The organism is Serinicoccus sp. CUA-874 (genome assembly GCF_001942225.1).
Lineage (GTDB): Bacteria > Actinomycetota > Actinomycetes > Actinomycetales > Dermatophilaceae > Ornithinicoccus > Ornithinicoccus marinus.
This window is the reverse complement of the sequence record NZ_MKJZ01000022.1, coordinates 300,213-315,331: the sequence shown is the minus strand read 5'-3', so window position 1 is coordinate 315,331 and position 15,119 is coordinate 300,213. Positions and strand designations below refer to the sequence as shown.

At 74.0% G+C, this 15,119-nt stretch carries 9 protein-coding genes, 1 tRNA gene and 5 pseudogenes; 8 read left to right on the top strand and 7 right to left on the bottom strand.

Annotated elements, in window-relative coordinates:
* Nucleotides 1-172: 172 nt before the first annotated feature.
* Nucleotides 173-601 (top strand): molybdenum cofactor biosynthesis protein MoaE, encoded by a 429-nt coding sequence (locus BJF80_RS08290; protein ID WP_321166367.1) that lies wholly within the window; start codon nt 173-175, stop codon nt 599-601.
* Complete coding sequence (locus BJF80_RS08285; protein WP_083673542.1) at nt 598-1,767, top strand: YlbL family protein; 1,170 nt, start codon at nt 598-600, stop codon at nt 1,765-1,767. Before BJF80_RS08290 ends, BJF80_RS08285 begins: the two co-directional genes overlap by 4 nt.
* Here the strand turns inward: BJF80_RS08285 and BJF80_RS21770 are convergent.
* Nucleotides 1,764-2,232, bottom strand: a pseudogene (locus BJF80_RS21770) (PPA1309 family protein). The gene BJF80_RS08285 and the pseudogene BJF80_RS21770 sit on opposite strands and share 4 nt — an antisense overlap.
* A gap of 149 nt (nt 2,233-2,381) precedes the next feature.
* Here BJF80_RS21770 and BJF80_RS08275 point away from each other — a divergent pair.
* The 5 genes and pseudogenes from BJF80_RS08275 to BJF80_RS19975 form a co-directional block, all read left to right on the top strand.
* Nucleotides 2,382-4,937: pseudogene (locus tag BJF80_RS08275) on the top strand (UPF0182 family membrane protein); the annotation flags it as partial.
* A 690-nt stretch (nt 4,938-5,627) separates the two neighbouring features.
* A tRNA-Met gene (locus BJF80_RS08270) sits at nt 5,628-5,701 on the top strand.
* Nucleotides 5,702-5,802: 101 nt separating this feature from the next.
* Nucleotides 5,803-6,798 (top strand): annotated as a pseudogene (locus tag BJF80_RS19985) (M16 family metallopeptidase); the annotation flags it as partial.
* A 310-nt stretch (nt 6,799-7,108) separates the two neighbouring features.
* Nucleotides 7,109-7,870, top strand: coding sequence for a M16 family metallopeptidase (locus BJF80_RS19980; protein WP_237767503.1), 762 nt, complete (start codon nt 7,109-7,111; stop codon nt 7,868-7,870).
* Nucleotides 7,837-8,448 carry an insulinase family protein gene (locus tag BJF80_RS19975; RefSeq protein WP_237767502.1) on the top strand — a complete coding sequence of 204 codons (612 nt, stop codon included), beginning with the start codon at nt 7,837-7,839 and terminating at the stop codon, nt 8,446-8,448. Before BJF80_RS19980 ends, BJF80_RS19975 begins: the two co-directional genes overlap by 34 nt.
* Here the strand turns inward: BJF80_RS19975 and BJF80_RS21130 are convergent.
* The 4 genes and pseudogenes from BJF80_RS21130 to aroA form a co-directional block, all read right to left on the bottom strand.
* Nucleotides 8,439-8,720, bottom strand: a complete 282-nt coding sequence (locus BJF80_RS21130) for an inositol monophosphatase family protein (protein ID WP_321166364.1) — start codon at nt 8,718-8,720, stop codon at nt 8,439-8,441. The genes BJF80_RS19975 and BJF80_RS21130 overlap by 10 nt on opposite strands.
* Before the next feature lie 8 nt (nt 8,721-8,728).
* The gene (locus BJF80_RS21125) at nt 8,729-9,262 is read right to left on the bottom strand and encodes an inositol monophosphatase family protein (RefSeq protein ID WP_321166363.1); all 534 of its coding nucleotides are present in this window, start codon (nt 9,260-9,262) and stop codon (nt 8,729-8,731) included.
* A gap of 27 nt (nt 9,263-9,289) precedes the next feature.
* Nucleotides 9,290-10,317, bottom strand: a pseudogene (gene rsgA, locus BJF80_RS08245) (ribosome small subunit-dependent GTPase A).
* Nucleotides 10,314-11,599, bottom strand: a pseudogene (gene aroA, locus BJF80_RS08235) (3-phosphoshikimate 1-carboxyvinyltransferase). The pseudogenes rsgA and aroA overlap by 4 nt, the downstream one beginning before the upstream one ends.
* Nucleotides 11,600-11,905: 306 nt before the next feature.
* On the opposite strand from aroA, the gene BJF80_RS08230 reads away from it, so the two are divergent.
* Nucleotides 11,906-12,532: a DUF998 domain-containing protein gene (locus tag BJF80_RS08230; protein ID WP_022925029.1), complete on the top strand. Its 627-nt coding sequence runs from the start codon at nt 11,906-11,908 to the stop codon at nt 12,530-12,532.
* A 15-nt stretch (nt 12,533-12,547) separates the two neighbouring features.
* On the opposite strand, the gene BJF80_RS08225 is transcribed toward BJF80_RS08230, so the two are convergent.
* Both BJF80_RS08225 and BJF80_RS08220 read right to left on the bottom strand, forming a co-directional pair.
* A complete protein-coding gene (locus BJF80_RS08225) occupies nt 12,548-13,990 on the bottom strand; it encodes a glycosyltransferase family 39 protein (protein ID WP_075812778.1) in 1,443 nt (480 codons plus the stop codon).
* Complete coding sequence (locus BJF80_RS08220) at nt 13,987-14,895, bottom strand: hypothetical protein (RefSeq protein WP_075812776.1); 909 nt, start codon at nt 14,893-14,895, stop codon at nt 13,987-13,989. Before BJF80_RS08220 ends, BJF80_RS08225 begins: the two co-directional genes overlap by 4 nt.
* Between the last annotated feature and the right edge of the window lie 224 nt (nt 14,896-15,119).

Sequence of the window (15,119 nt, the reverse complement as noted above, 5' to 3'; positions counted from 1 at the left end):
GTCCGATCTCGACGCCCAGCCTGCCACTACCCGTGACCGGGTGGCCTGCGTGGTCGCGAACCGCCGTGACGGTCGGCACCGGGACAACACCTGCGGACCGCTCAGAGTTCCCTCCGCGGCCAGGTGCGGGCCGGGCGACGCGGGCCGGTGGCGGATGGGGCATGATGACGCGGTGACCGAGGACCAGACGATCGTCGCGGGCGTCAGCGGGGAGCCGCTGTCGCTGGACGAGGCCTTCGCCGCGGTGCGCCATCCACGCGCGGGGGCGGTGACGCTCTTCGTGGGCACGGTCCGGGAGCACGACGGGGGTCGCGAAGGGGTGACCCGGCTGGACTACTCGGCCCATCCCGACGCCGAGGCGAGGCTGCGCGACCTGGCGTCCGCCGTGGCCGCGCCGGCGGAGGTGCGCGGGGTGTATGCCGTGCACCGCGTGGGACAGCTCGAGGTGGGTGATCTCGCGGTCGTCTGCGCGGTCTCGGCCGACCACCGGGGCCGGGCCTTCGAGGCCGGCCGCCGGTTGATCGAGGAGCTGAAGCAGGGCATACCGGTCTGGAAGCGGCAGCAGTTCGGCGACCAGGCGCACGAGTGGGTGGGACTGTGACCGGCGGTGCCGCGGACCGACCGGAGGCCGGCACGACACCCCTGGAGCAGCCGCCGCACACGCGGGTCGGTCGCCGCTCGGCACTCCTCCTCGTGGTCGTCGCCGTGGGGGTGGTGATCGGCTCGCTCCTCAACCTCGTCCCGGTCCAACGGGTCATCTACGTGCCCGGCCCGGTCTACGACACGCTGGGGGAGGTCGACGGCGCGGATGTCGTCAGCGTCGACCAGGAGCTCGAGAGCTACGACGACGCCACAGGTCACCTCTACTTCACCACGATCCGGCTGCAAGGGGGCCCGGGGGACACCGTCACCGCGTGGGAGGCGCTGCGGGGCGCGCTGGACCCGTCCAGGTCCGTGGTCCCCCGCGAGGAGGTCTTCCCCGAGGACGTCACCGCGGAGCAGGTGCGGGAGCAGAACACCGAGCTCATGCAGCACTCCCAGGACGACGCCGCCGTGGTCGCCCTCCGGGCCCAGGGAGTGGAGATCGCCGAGAGCGTCGTCGTGGCCCAGGTGATCGCCGACGCGCCCGCCGACGGGGTCCTCGAGGTGGAGGACGAGATCCTCGACGTGGCCGGTACGCAGGTGGGTGACACCACCGCGGTGCGGGACCAGATCCAGGCCTTTGACCCCGGGGAGGAGGTGCCGGTGACCGTGCGTCGCGCGGGCGAGGAGCTCGAGCTCCAGGTGCCGACCCGGCTGGACGAGGAGAGTGGCCGCACCATCGTGGGCGTCTACCTCGCGCCGGTCTACGACAACCCCTACGACGTCACGATCGACGCGGGCAACGTCGGCGGTCCGAGCGCCGGGCTGATGTTCTCGCTGGCCGTCTACGACGAGATCACCCCGGGCCCGTTGACCGGCGGGCGGTCGATCGCCGGGACCGGCACCATCACCGGCGCGGGGGGTGTCGGGGGGATCGGCGGGATCACCCAGAAGATGTATGCCGCCCGCGAGGCGGGCGCCGAGGTCTTCCTCGCGCCGAGCGACAACTGCGGCGAGGTGGCCGAGGCCGACCCCCGGGGGCTGACCGTCGTCCCCGTGACCACCTTCGACGACGCCCTGTCGGTCCTCGACGAGGTGTCGGCCGCCGAGCCCTCGGAGCTCGGCGAGCTGGGTCTGCCCACGTGCGAGCAGGAGCTCGAGGACGAGGCCGAGCAGACCGGTTAGTCCTCCTCGACCAGGGTGGCGGCCAGGGCGTGCGTCAGTCCGGGCGCGAGGTCCTGGCCGACCGCGACCGCGTCGTCCTCGTCGAAGTCGCGCTGGCGCAGCAGGCAGGTGCGCTCACCGTCCCGCAGGCACGCGGCGAGCAACCGGACGTCCTTGCGGGCGGGATGCGCCATCAGGCGTCGGTCGCCTCCCGACGGTCCTCGGGCAGATCACGTTCTGCCTCGGGCGGCACCACGATCCGCTCGATGGCGAGGGCGACCCCCTCGACGTCGGGGGGCCAGGCCATCCGCCCGAGCAGCGACTCCAGGTCCGGCGTCGGGGGGAGCCGTTCCTGCTCGACGGCGGTGTAGCCCTCGTCGTCCGGGGTGCGCAGCTGGGTGGCGAGGGCGGGTTCGCGGTCCCTGAGCAGGCTGTGCGCACCAGGGCGAAGAGCCGGGGCGGCTGGTCCCACCCGGCCTGCGCCACGTGCTTCTCGACGTCGACGGCCGCACGCAGCAGCGGACCGGGGTGGGCCTGGTCGGGGGAGGAGGTCTCGGTGGTCGGCACGCCTCCATCGTCGCATCCGGGCCGGGGACCGGGGCCAGGTCCTCAGGGACGGCAGTTAGGCTTGCCCGGTGAGTGAGCGCGAGCCAGAGCAGGGCCCGGAGCCGGACGAGACCCAGGGGAGCGGGTCCTCCGCAACCGGTACGGGCCCCACGCCCGCGGGTGGTGCCGGTGGCACCGCCGGAGGCCCCGGAGGGTCCGGTGGTTCCGGCGGGGGTGGCGGACAGGGGCCGCGTCCGCGCCCGCAGCGTGGGGGTCCCGGGGGTCGGCTGCCCCGCGGCCGACTGCTGCCGACCGTCCTCATCGTCGTGGCCCTGCTGGCGCTCGCGGGATGGGGCGCCACGCTGTGGACGCAGTTCCTCTGGTACGAGTCGGTCGGGTTCCGCGGTGTCCTGGTGACCCGCCTGCTCACCCAGGTCGGGTTGTTCGTGCTCGCCGCGGCCCTGACGACCGCTGTCGTCTGGTCCGGCCTGTGGCTTGCCTGGCGGCACCGGCCGATCTACGCACCCTCCACGCCGGAGCAGGCGGCGCTGGACCGTTACCGCAGCGCGCTCGACCCGATCCGCAGGCTGGTCTTCATCGCCGGGCCCGTGGTGCTCGGGCTCTTCGCCGGGACCGCGGCGGCCGCGCAGTGGCAGACGGTCCTGCTCTTCCTGAACCGTCGACCCTTCGGCGAGGTCGACCCGCATCACAACATGGACGTGGGCTTCTTCGTCTTCAGCCTGCCGTTCTGGCAGATGCTCATCTCCTTCGGGACCCTGGTGCTGGGCCTCAGTCTCATCGGGGCCCTGCTGACCCACTACATCTACGGCGGCATCCAGCTGCAGACCGGGTCCCGGGGGCAGCGCACGACCACGGCCGCCCGCATCCACCTCGCGGTCCTGCTGGGTCTCCTGCTCGTCGTCCGGGCCGCCGGCTACTGGGTCGAGCGCTACACGCTGTCGATGACGCAGCACGAACGCATCACTGGTATGACGTACACCGACGTCAACGCGCTGCTGCCCACGCGCAGCATCCTCGCGGTGGCGGCGCTGCTGTGCGCGGCCTTCTTCATCGCCACGATCTGGAGCCGGTCGTGGCGGCTGCCGATCATCAGCCTGGTGGGGCTGCTCGTCGTGGCCCTGGTCCTGGGCGGCGCCTACCCCTCGCTGGTCCAGCAGTTCCGGGTCCGGCCCTCGGAGGCGCAGCTGGAGGCCCCCTACATCCAGCGGGCGATCGACTCCACGCTCACCGCCTACGACCTGGACGACGCGGAGATGATCGACTACGACGCCGAGACCGAGGCCGAGTCCGGGCAGCTGCGCAGCGACGCCGACACGATCCCCGGGATCCGCATCGTCGACCCGTCGGTGGTGTCCCCGACCTTCCGGCAGCTCCAGGGCGTCCGCAACTACTACCAGTTCCCCGAGGCGCTCGACGTCGACAGCTACGAGGTGGACGGCGAGACCGTCGACACGGTCATCGCCGTGCGCGAGCTCAACCTCGAGGGCATCTCCGAGGGCCAGCGCAACTGGGTCAACGACCACACGGTCTACACCCACGGCTTCGGCGTCGTCGCCGGCTACGGCAACCGGCGCTCGCCGGAGGGCGAGCCGATCTTCTACGAGCGCAACATCCCGCCGGTGGGCGGGCTCGGGGACTACGAGCCGCGGATCTACTTCGGCGAGTCCTCCCCGGAGTACTCCATCGTGGGGGCGCCCGAGGACCAGGCTCCGCGGGAGCTCGACTACCCGGCCAGCGGCCAGGACACCGGTGAGGTCCGCAACACCTACGACGGTGACGGGGGCGTCGCCATCGGCAACGTGCTGCGTCGGGCGGCCTACGCGGTGAAGTACCGCCAGGTCGAGATCATGCTCTCGGACTCGGTCAATTCCGAGTCCCGGATGCTGGAGGTCCGCGAGCCCCGGGACCGGGTCGAGCGGGTCGCCCCATGGCTGCGGCTCGACGGCAACCCCTACCCGGCCGTGGTCGACGGTCGGGTGAAGTGGATCGTCGACGGTTACACCGTGAGCGACCGCTACCCCTACAGCCAGATGGAGGAGCTGGGCGAGGTCACCCTCGACTCGCTGCAGAGCGGGGCGAGCAACGTCACCTCCATCGGCGGTGGCGAGGTCAACTACATCCGCAACTCGGTCAAGGCGACCGTCGACGCCTATGACGGCTCGATCGAGCTGTATGCCTGGGACGAGGAGGACCCGCTGCTCCTGGCCTGGTCCGCCGCCTTCGACAACACCGTCCAGCCGCTGTCCGAGATCGACGGCCAGCTCATGGACCACCTGCGCTACCCCGAGGACATGTTCAAGGTGCAGCGCGAGATCCTCTCCCGCTACCACGTCCAGGACGCCGGGTCCTTCTTCACCGGGCAGGACTTCTGGGCGGTCTCCGAGGACCCGAGCGTGGGCGGCGAGAGCCCCCCGGACATCCCGCCGCACTACCTGTCGGTGGCGATGCCCGGGCAGGAGGAGCCGACCTTCAGCCTGACGACGACCTACATCCCGCGCGGCAACCAGCGCCAGAACCTCACCGGCTACCTGGCCGTGGACGCCGACGCCGGGGCGACGGCGGGGGAGCGGCGCGAGGGCTACGGGCAGATGCGCATGCTGGTCCTGCCCCGTGACACCACCGTCCGCGGGCCGGGGCAGTTCCAGAACGACATCAACTCCTCGGACGCCAACTCCGACGCCTTCAGCCAGACGCTGTCCCAGTTCCTCAACCTCAACCGCAGCAGCGACTCGACGGTGCGGCTGGGCAACCTGCTCACGCTGCCGGTGGGCGGTGGTCTGCTCTACGTCGAGCCGGTCTACGTGCAGGCGCAGGGCAACAACGCCTACCCGCTGCAGCGCATCGTCGTGGTGGCCTTCGGCAACGACCTCGCCTGGTCGGACACCCTCGACGGCGCCCTGGACGAGCTCTTCGGCGGCGACTCCGGAGCGACCGCCGGCGACGCCGACGACTCGGGACCGACCGAGGACGGGTCGGGCGAGGAAGGGTCGGGCGAGGGCTCCGGCGGCGAGGACGACGGCTCCGGGCAGGGCTCGGGCGAGGTCGACCAGGACGCCCTGGCCCAGGCGCTCGCCGACATCGAGTCGGCCTACGAGGACGGTCAGGCCGCTCTCGCCGACGGCGACTGGGAGCCTACGGCCAGGCCCAGGAGCGGTTGCGCGAGGCGATCGACCGGGCCGTCGAGGCCGACCCCTCCGGTGGGTCGGTCAGCGTCGACGGTGGTGACGAGGACGCCGCCACCCAGACCGAGGAGCCCTGACCTGTCACGGATTTGGTGTGCACTTCACCATCACGTAAAGTGGGGCTCACCACGACGCGGGGTGGAGCAGTTCGGTAGCTCGCCGGGCTCATAACCCGGAGGTCGCAGGTTCAAATCCTGCCCCCGCTACGCATCGCGTCGGACGCGCGCGAAGGCCCGGACCACTCGGTCCGGGCTTTCGTCGTGTCGGCCCCGACCCTCCGTGCCCGACCGCATAGGGTGTCGCTCCTATGCCCCTCGACCTTCCCGTGGCCCACCGGACCCTGCCCAACGGTCTGCAGGTCGTCGTGAGTGAGGACCACGCCGTGCCGAGCGTGAGCATGAGCCTGTGGGTCGACGTGGGCTCACGGCACGAGGAGCCGGGCCGCACCGGCCTGGCGCACCTCTTCGAGCACCTGATGTTCCAGGGGAGCGAGCTCGTGGCCGAGGGGGAGCACATGGCCACGCTCATGGCGCACGGCGGCCGGGCCAACGCCTCCACGAGCTTCGACCGGACCGCCTACGTGCAGTCCGTCCCGAGCTCCTGCCTGGAGCTGGCCCTCTGGCTCGAGGCGGACCGGCACGGTCACCTCCTGCCGGCGCTGACCCAGGAGAACCTCGACAACCAGCGGGACGTGGTCGTGGAGGAGAAGCGTCAGCGCTATGACACCGTGCCCTACGGCACCGCCCTGGCCACCCTGTGCGACATGCTGTTCCCGCCGGACCACCCCTACGCCCATCCCACGATCGGGTCGATGGACGACCTCGCCGCCGCGACCCTGCAGGACGCCCACGACTTCTACCGCTCGCACTACGGGCCGCGGACCAGCGTCCTCACCCTGGTCGGCGATATCGGGCCGGAGGAGGGCTTCGAGCTCGTCGAGCGCTACTTCGGCCACCTGACCGACGGCACGACGGCCCGTCCTGCGCCCACCGCGGCGCTGCCCCCGCTGGAGCAGCCGGTGCGCCGCGTCGTGACCGACCCGCAGGCACCGTCCGAGCGCCTCTACATCGCCGCCCGACTGCCCGCTGCGACCGACCCGGGCTTCCTCCCGTGCGCGCTCGCGCTGGACGCGATCGCCTCGCTCGGCATCTCGCGGGTGCACGAGCGGCTGCTGCGCGGCGCGGAGAGCGCCAGCGGTGCCTCGGCGTCCGTGCTCGGCCTGCGCGACGGCACGTCGGTGGGTCTGATCGTCGCCGACGTGACGGAGGAGACGGATCCCCGCGAGGTCGAGCAGGAGATCGCACAGATCCTCGAGGAGTTCGCCGCGGACGGGCCTCGGCCGGTGGAGCTGGAGGCGTCGCGGGCGGACAGCGAGCGGTCCTGGTCAGAGGCTCTCGCGGGCTACGACGAACGCGCCGACCTGCTCAGCCGTGCCACCCTGCTCTTCGCGGACCCGGCCCAGGTCACCCGTCATCTGGACGAGGTCCTGGCGGTCGGGGCGACGAGATCCGCGACGCGGCCGCGCGCCATCTCGTCCCGTCGGCCCTCGCGACCCTGGTCTACCGGTGGGAGCCCGAGGTATGACGGTCGCGCGCGTCCGGCGACGTCCGCCGGTGGGACCACCTCGCCCGTGGGCCTTCCCCGAGGCGGAGAGCACCGTGGCCCCGAACGGGCTGCGGATCCTGCTGGTCGACCTCCCCGGCCAGCACGTCCTCTCGCTGCGGCTCGCCCTGCCGGCCCCGGTCGCCGACGAGACGCCGGGCACCGAGGGCTCGACGCTGCTCATGGCGCGCTGCCTGGACGAGGGGACGACCACGCACAGCGCCACCGAGCTCGCGGAGGTCGCCGAGCGGCACGGCATCGCCCTGGGAGCGGGCGCGGGGGAGCAGGGCGTGCACCTGGGGCTGGAGGTCACGGCCCGGCACCTGCCCGCCGCGGTCGAGCTGCTGCTGGAGTGCCTGACCGAGCCGACCTTCCCCGCTCCCGAGGTGTCCCGACTGGTCCGGCACCGACTCACCGACCTCGCCCACGAGCTGGCGGACCCCACCGGGTGCGCCGGCCACGAGTTCCGCACGGCCTACTTCGACCCTCAGGACCGGGCGCACCTGCCGCTGGGTGGCTCGGCGAGCACCGTCGGCACCCTGACGTCAGACGTGCTCGCAGACCGCCACGCGGGTCTGTCCCCGGTGGGAGGCACCCTCGTGCTGGCCGGGGACCTGTCGGACGTCCCGGACGCCGCCGGCCTGCTCTCGAGCACCTTCGGCTCCTGGCGCAGCACCGCCGTGCCGGCCGCCATCGGCGGGGCGTCACGTCGCGCCCCGGACGCGAGCGGCTGGTGCTGGTGCCCCGCCCCGGCGCGGCGCAGACCGAGCTGATGCTCGGCCGCCCCGGGCCGGACCGTCGCACGGAGCACGGCTGGGGCACCTACCAGGCCCTCGGGATGCTCTTCGGCGGGGCACCGCACGCCCGCCTGGACCGGGTGCTGCGGGAGGAGCGCGGCTACACCTACGGCATGCGGCTGGGGTTCCGTCCCCGTCGGCAGGGCGGTCAGTGCATGGTGGGCGGGTCGGTGCGAGCCGATGCCACGCTGCCGGCCCTGGAGGAGACCCTGCGCATCCTGGCGGTGCCGGGCGCCGAGCTGACCGGGCGCGAGGTGCGGGAGGCGGCCGACTACCTGGCGATGACCGCGCCCTCCCGCTACCTCACCGCGGACACGGTCGCCGACGAGCTGGTCCCGTTGCTGCACGACGGCCTCGAGCCCGCTGTCGTGACGCAGACCCTGACCGACCTCGCGGCGCTCACCGTCGAGCGGGCGGCGGGCGCCTGGGACGCGGTGCGCACCGGCCCGGGCTGGACCGTCGTCGTGGTGGGTGACCCGGTCGCCCTCGAGGGCGTCGCCCGCTCAGGGCTCGCCGACGTCCAGGTGGCCGGCGGCCCGCCCCCTCATCCCTGAGCCGGCTCTGCGCCGACGGACAGCGTGGTGAGGACCTCCTCGTGGAGGTGCCCGTTCGAGGCGACGACGGGGTGACCGGTGCTGCCTGGCCCGAGCGGGAGGGCTGCGGGGGCGCCCTCCGGGTCGGTCACCGTCCCGCCGGCCTCGCGCAGCAGCGGGGCGAGCGTCGCGAGCTGCACCGGGTCGGCCCAGGCCGCGAGCGCGACGTCCGCCGCGCCCTCGGCGACCAGGGCGTAGCTCCAGAAGTCCCCGAAGGCGCGGGTGCGCCACACTCGGTCGGTCAGGGCCGCGAAGCCAGGTCCGTGCGGCCCGTGGACCAGCCCGCGACGTCGTCCGCGGACAGCGAGGCGTGACCCAGCACGCGGGTGTCGGAGACGGCGATGCGCCGGGCCCGCGCCAGCGTGCGGCCGGTCCAGGCGCCGGACCCGACGCCGGCCCACCACCGTCGGGAGAGCATCGGTGCGGCCACCAGGCCGAGCACCGGCTGGTCCTCCACCACCAGGCTGATGAGCGTGGCCCACACCGGCACGCCCCGGACGTAGTTGGCGGCGCCGTCGATCGGGTCGATCACCCAACGGCGCGCACCGTGACCGGTCGCCTCGAGCATGCGGCCCTCCACCCGGTCCCGCGGCCGCGTGCGCTGCAGCTGGTGCCGCAGCAGCTCCTCCAGGCGAGCCGCGGCCGGTGTGCGCAGCGATCCGTCCGGGCCGACCTCGACCTCGTCCTCCCACGAGCCGAAGAGGTCGAGCGAGGTGCGCTCCACCGCGTCGGCGAGGACGTGGGCGAGTCTCAGGTCGTCGTCGTATCCAGGCACCCGCTCACCGTAGCCGCTGGTCAGCGCTCAGCCGTGCTCATCGCCGCCGCGGCTGCGCAGCAGCCGTCGCAGCGACTCCAGGCGCGCGGCCCCCGCCGGGCCGGCGTGGCCCTCGTCCACCCACGCGTCGAGAGCGCAGTCCGGTTCGTCGTGGCTGCACCCGCGCGGGCACCCGGCGGTCCCTCCGGCGAGGTCGTCGAAGTGCTCGACGAAGGTGCCGGGGTCGACGTGTCCCAGCCCGAAGGACCGGACCCCGGGGGTGTCCACGACCCAGCCGCCCCCCGGCAGCTCCAGGGCGATCGCCGAGGTCGAGGTATGCCGACCGCGGCCGGTGACAGCGTTGACCTCGCCCGTCGCGCGCAGGGCGTCCGGCACCAGCGCGTTGACGAGCGTGGACTTGCCCACGCCCGAATGACCCACGAGGACGCTCGTGCGGTCCTGGAGGAGTGACCGGACGCGGCCCACGGCATCCGGCTCGAGGGCACGAACCTCGCCCGTGCCCGAGCTGCCGGTCACCACCGAGGGCACGTCGAGCGCGGTGTAGTGGCGCAGGAAGTCGGCCGGGTCCGCCAGGTCGGCCTTGGTGAGGAGCAGCAGCGGCTCGAGCCCGGCGTCGTAGGCCGCGACCAGGCAGCGGTCGACCATGCGCTCGCGGGGCGCCGGATCGGCCAGGGCGGTGACGATGACGAGCTGGTCGGCGTTGGCGACGATGACCCGCTCCACCGCGTCCGTGTCGTCCGCGCTCCGGCGGAGCACGGTGCGCCGGTCCTCGACCCGCACGATCCGGGCCAGCGTGTCCGGTCGGCCGGTGGTGTCCCCGACCATGCCCACCCGGTCGCCGACGACGATGCGGCTGCGGCCGAGCTCGCGAGCGCGCATGGCGACGACGGTGCGGTCCTGGACGCGGGTGGTGTAGCGCCCCCGGTCGACGGTGGTGACGACCCCCACGACGGCGTCCTCGTGGGCCGGGCGGTCCTTGGTCCGCGGGCGCGACCCTTGCGGGAGGGGCGCACCCGGACGGAGGACTCGTCGAGATGGTCGTAGCGCCCGCTCACGGGGACTCCCGGCCGTCCCTGTCCTCGGGTGACGCGGGTGCCCGCGGCCCTGACGGTATACCGGTGGCGACCGCCTCCGACCAGACCCGGTCGAAGCCCGGGAAGGTCTTGCCCGCGGTGGCGACGTCCTCGACCTCGACCCCGGGGACGACCGCTCCGAGCACGGCGGCGAACATCGCCATGCGGTGGTCGTGATAGGTCCGCAGCCGCGTCCCGGTGAGGGGGGCGGGCTCGATCTCCAGGCCGTCGGCCGTCTCCCGGCGCCGGCGCCCAGCCGGGCCAGCTCGGTGACCAGCGCCGCGATTCGGTCGGTCTCGTGCCCCCGCAGGTGGGCGATCCCGCGCAGCCGGCTCGGGGTCCGGGCCAGGGCGCACAGGGCGGCGACGACGGGGGTGAGCTCGCCGACCTCGGACAGGTCGAGGTCCACCCCCTCGAGCCGTCCCGCGGGTGCGCCCCGGACGGCCAGTCCCTGCGGGGTGAGCTCGGTGCTGGCGCCCATGGCCGCCAGCACGTCCCTCATCCGGGCGCCGGGCTGGGTGGTGCGCTCCGGCCAGTCGGCCACGACGACCCGGCCACCGGTGACGGCCGCGAGGGCGAGGAAAGGGGCCGCGGAGGAGAGGTCGGGCTCCACGGTGATGTCGACCGCCCGGACCTGCCCCGGGTGGACCAGCCAGCTGGTCGGGCTGGTGCGCTCCACCTCGACCCCGACCGTGGCCAGGGCGTCGAGCGTCATCTCGACGTGGGGGAGGCTGGGCAGCGTCGTCCCGGTGTGCTCCAGCCGCAGACCACGCGGGTACGCCGCCCCTGCCAGGAGCAGCGCCGAGACGAACTGTGAGCTGGCCGAGGCGTCGATGCGCACGACGGGGGGCGCGGCCGCACCGCCGCCCTCGGAGGACCCCGACTCGTCGGACGGGCCGCCCCTGACGACGAAGGGCAGGGTGCCGTGGCCCTCCTCCTTGATCTCGGCACCGAGCGCCCGCAACCCGTCGAGGACCGGCCCCACCGGGCGGGCACGCGCCGAGTGGTGCCCGTCGAAGCGCACCGGCCCGTCCGCCAGCGCGGCGACCGGTGGCACGAAGCGCATCACGGTGCCGGCCTGACCGCAGTCGATGTCCACGTCGCCGCGCGGTCCGCCCCACGGCGGTCGGACCACCCAGGCGGCCGGGTCGTCGTCGTCCACCCCCGCCCCGAGGGCGCGCAAGGCGTCGACCATCCGCCGGCTGTCGTCGGAGTGCAACGGGTGCCGCAGCGTGCTGGGGCCGTCGGCCAGCAGCGCCAGCACCAGCCACCGGTTGGTGAGGGACTTGCTGCCGGGCACGCGGACCCGGGCGTCGAGGGCGCCCTGGACGTGGGGGGCGGCCCAGGTCGGCACAGCGCTCATCGCGGTCGCCTCCTCGTCTCGGTCTCGGTCCGGGCCCAACCTAGCGCCTCCCCGCGGTCCCGACGGCCCGCGGTGCTACCGTTCCCACTTCGACCGGTCGGTGGCGGCCCGGCTGCCCCTGGTCGCAGCGGAGGGGCGCGGCCCGTCCCCGACCGGCCGCCACGACCGTTGCAGACGCTGGCCGCCGAGGCCGGAGGACCTCCCGACATGACCCGCCCCCCGGTCTCGCCCCGATGGCCCGTCCTGGGTGCGGCGGGTGTGCTGGTCGCCATCGTCCTCTTCGTCGTCACCGTGGTCGTCGCCCTGCGGACCACCGGGACGACCTTCGTGTGGACGGTGAACATGTTCAGCGACCTGGGGGACGGTGCGTGCCGTCCTCGGGGTGGACGGTGGATCTGCTCGCCGGGGTCGGCCGCCTTCAACGTCGGCCTGGCGTCGACCGGGGTGCTGCTCGCGGGCGCCGCGCTGGCGCTGACCCCGCGCTGGGGCCGCCTGCTCGCGGGCAGCGTCGTGGTCATGGGGCTGGGCCTCGTGGTCGCCGCTGTCTTCCCCGCCGGTGACACCGGTGCCGTCCACCTGGCCGGGGTCGTCATGGCCTTCGTGGTCCCGGCAGCCGGTCTCCTGCTCTCGGCGGTGCGCCCGGAGACACGGTGGCTCGAGAGCGGTCGAGCGGTCCGGGGCACGCTGGCCGTGGTGGCGCTCGTGTTCTGCGCGGAGAACCAGGTGCCGCCCGCCCTGGTCCAGGAGGGCACCGGGCAGATCATCATCGTGGGCAGCCTGGTGCTGACCCTGGTGGTCGAGTCCGTGCGTGTGCTGGCCGTCCGGTCCCCCTGACGCGGGGGGACCCGGTCATCCGCCCAGGCGGCGGAACCGTGGCCACAGCGTCGCCCAGTCGGCGACCGGGTCCACGCAGTGCAGGACGGGCACGTGCTCGAGCCGGGGATGCACCACCGGGCCGGTGTCGAGCTCCGTCGCCGCCCCGCAGCGGCCGAAGTCCCCCCGTCGGGCGACGGCGTCCTCGCCGACCAGCAGGACCTCGTCCCCCTCGGGCGGCCCCAGGTCCCAGAGCGCGTTGTGCCCCGAGTGCACCGCGGCCCGGTCGGCCGAGCTCCCGTAGCGGTGCACGGCGCCGGCCAGGGCGTAGGTGTCGGTGACGACGGCCTCGTCGGGTCGGCGCAGGTCGCTGATCTGCTGAGCGTAGCCGGGCCAGCCGACCTGGTCGCGGATGGTCGGGTTGAGCCGGGACACGGCGGACACCCACGTCTCGGTGGGCGGCAGGACCGGCAGGCAGAGCAGGCACGCCACCACGCCGTTCGCGGTGACGACCGTCCGGCTCCTCGCGCGGCTCCACCGGTCCGCCACCGCCGGGGTGGCCCACCCCACCGCGAGGGCCGGCAGCAAGACGCCCACCGGGTAGTACGGCTGCGAGGGGTTGGCGAAGGTCCACAGGAGGACGAGCACGAAGGTCGGCAGCAGGAAGCGGGCGGGGTGGTCGGGGCGTCTCCAGGGCGTGAGGAACCCGCTCAGCCAGACGCGTAGCAGCGGTGGCCCGGCGAACAGCGCCAGCGCCGGCAGCAGCACGAGCCGCACGAGGTCGCCCTGCTCGTCCACGAGGCCGCCGGAGACCTCGGCCATCGGCAGCCCGTGGACGAGTTGCAGGAGCACCTGGGGCGCGCCGAGGAGGACGAAGACCGACGAGCCCAGCAGGGCGTCCCGGGTCCGCAGCAGGGAAGGCCGGGTCAGCAGCAGGCCGACGAGCAGGGCCGCCGCGAGGACGACGACCAGCAGCTTGTTCCAGCAAGCCAGACCCGCGACCGTGCCGGCCCACAGGAGAGCGTGCGGGTGACCCAGGCAGGCCCGGAGGACGAGGAGGACCACCACCTGCCAGGCCAGCAGGTCCAGCGTCGCGGTGGTGAACAGGTGGCCCATGATGAGCGGGTAGACGGTGAACGCGTGCGCCCACCCGGCCAGCCGCTGCACCGACGTCGGGGCACCGAGGGCTCGCGGGAACAGGGTCGCCACGAAAGCGCCGGCGACGGCCGCCACGACCCCCGGCAGGCGCTGCACCCACAGGTCGTCGCTCACCCGGCCCAGCAGCCAGGTGAGCCACACCGTCAGCGGCGGCTGGTCGACGTACCACCACCGGGGAGGCAGCATGCCGAAGTAGAGCTCGTCCCAGTGCGGCCCGTAGCGCGGGGCAACGAGGAGCAGCACCAGCGCGACGAGGGCCATCGGGGGCGCGGCGACCCGCAGCGGGCCGGGGTCGGAGGCCGCGGGGAGGGCGGGCCTCACCTGCTCTCCGCGTGGGCCAGCCACTCCTCGACCTGCCGGACGGCGACCCCGCACCCGTCCTGGCCGCGTACACGCGCCGCCAGCTCGCGGGCCTGCCGGCGGACGGGTGCGTCCAGGGCGGCCTCGACCGCCCGCGCCAGCGCCCCGGTCGTCGCCAGGGCCCGGGGGACCGGGCGGGGTGCCACCCCCAGCAGGTGCAGACGGCTGCCCCAGTAGAACTGGTCGGCGAAGTGTGGGACGACGACGACGGGGCACCCGCCCGGACCGCCGCCCCGGTCGTCCCCGCCCCGCCGTGGTGCACGACCGCGTGCACCCGGCGGAACAGCTCGTCGTGCGGCTCGTCCGTGACGGCCAGAAGGTGCGGCAGGTCCACCGCCGGGGCACCCGGCACCTGCACGACCGCCCGCACGCCGAGCCGGGCGCACACCGCGTCCACCCGGCGCAGCAGCGCCCGGGTCGCGCTGGTGCATCGACCCAAAGCCGACGTAGATCCAGTCCCCGCCGTGGTCCAGCGCCTGAGCCACCCGCGGGGTCAGCGGACGGTCGGGCCCGCTCCCCGTCCACCACCCGGTCACCGTGCCGTCCGTCGGCTCGTCGGCGACGAGCTCGGGGCTGTAGGCGTAGAGCGAGCCGAGCGTGGAGGTCGTCAGGCTCACCGGGTGTCGCGCGACGAGGTGCAGCCGCCCGCGCCGCCACCCCCCGTCGACACCGCCCAGGTAGGGCTCCACCCTACGCAGGGCACGTCGGGCGAGGACCCGGACCGGTGCCGGCAACCACCACGAGTACGGCAGCAGGGGCATGACCCCCCGCAGGTCCGCGTGCTCCGGCCACATGTGGGCCCGCACCACCGGCACGGACCGGTCCAGGGCCTCGTGGACCGCGGCGATGGCGAAGGTGGACGCCACCAGGACGTCCGCCCGGTCCAGGGCCTCGAGCGAGGGCTGGCGGGCGGAGTCGATGAAGTCGGCGAACAGCTGCCGGGTGCGGCTGAGCTGCGCGGGCTCCCACGACGTACGGCTCGGGCGGCCGGCCCGGCGAGCAGCTCCTCGGGGTCGCTCGACACGTCCGCCACCCTCAGCCCGGGGTGCCCGGCGCCGACCAGCGTCGCGTGCGTGACGAGGGTGACCTC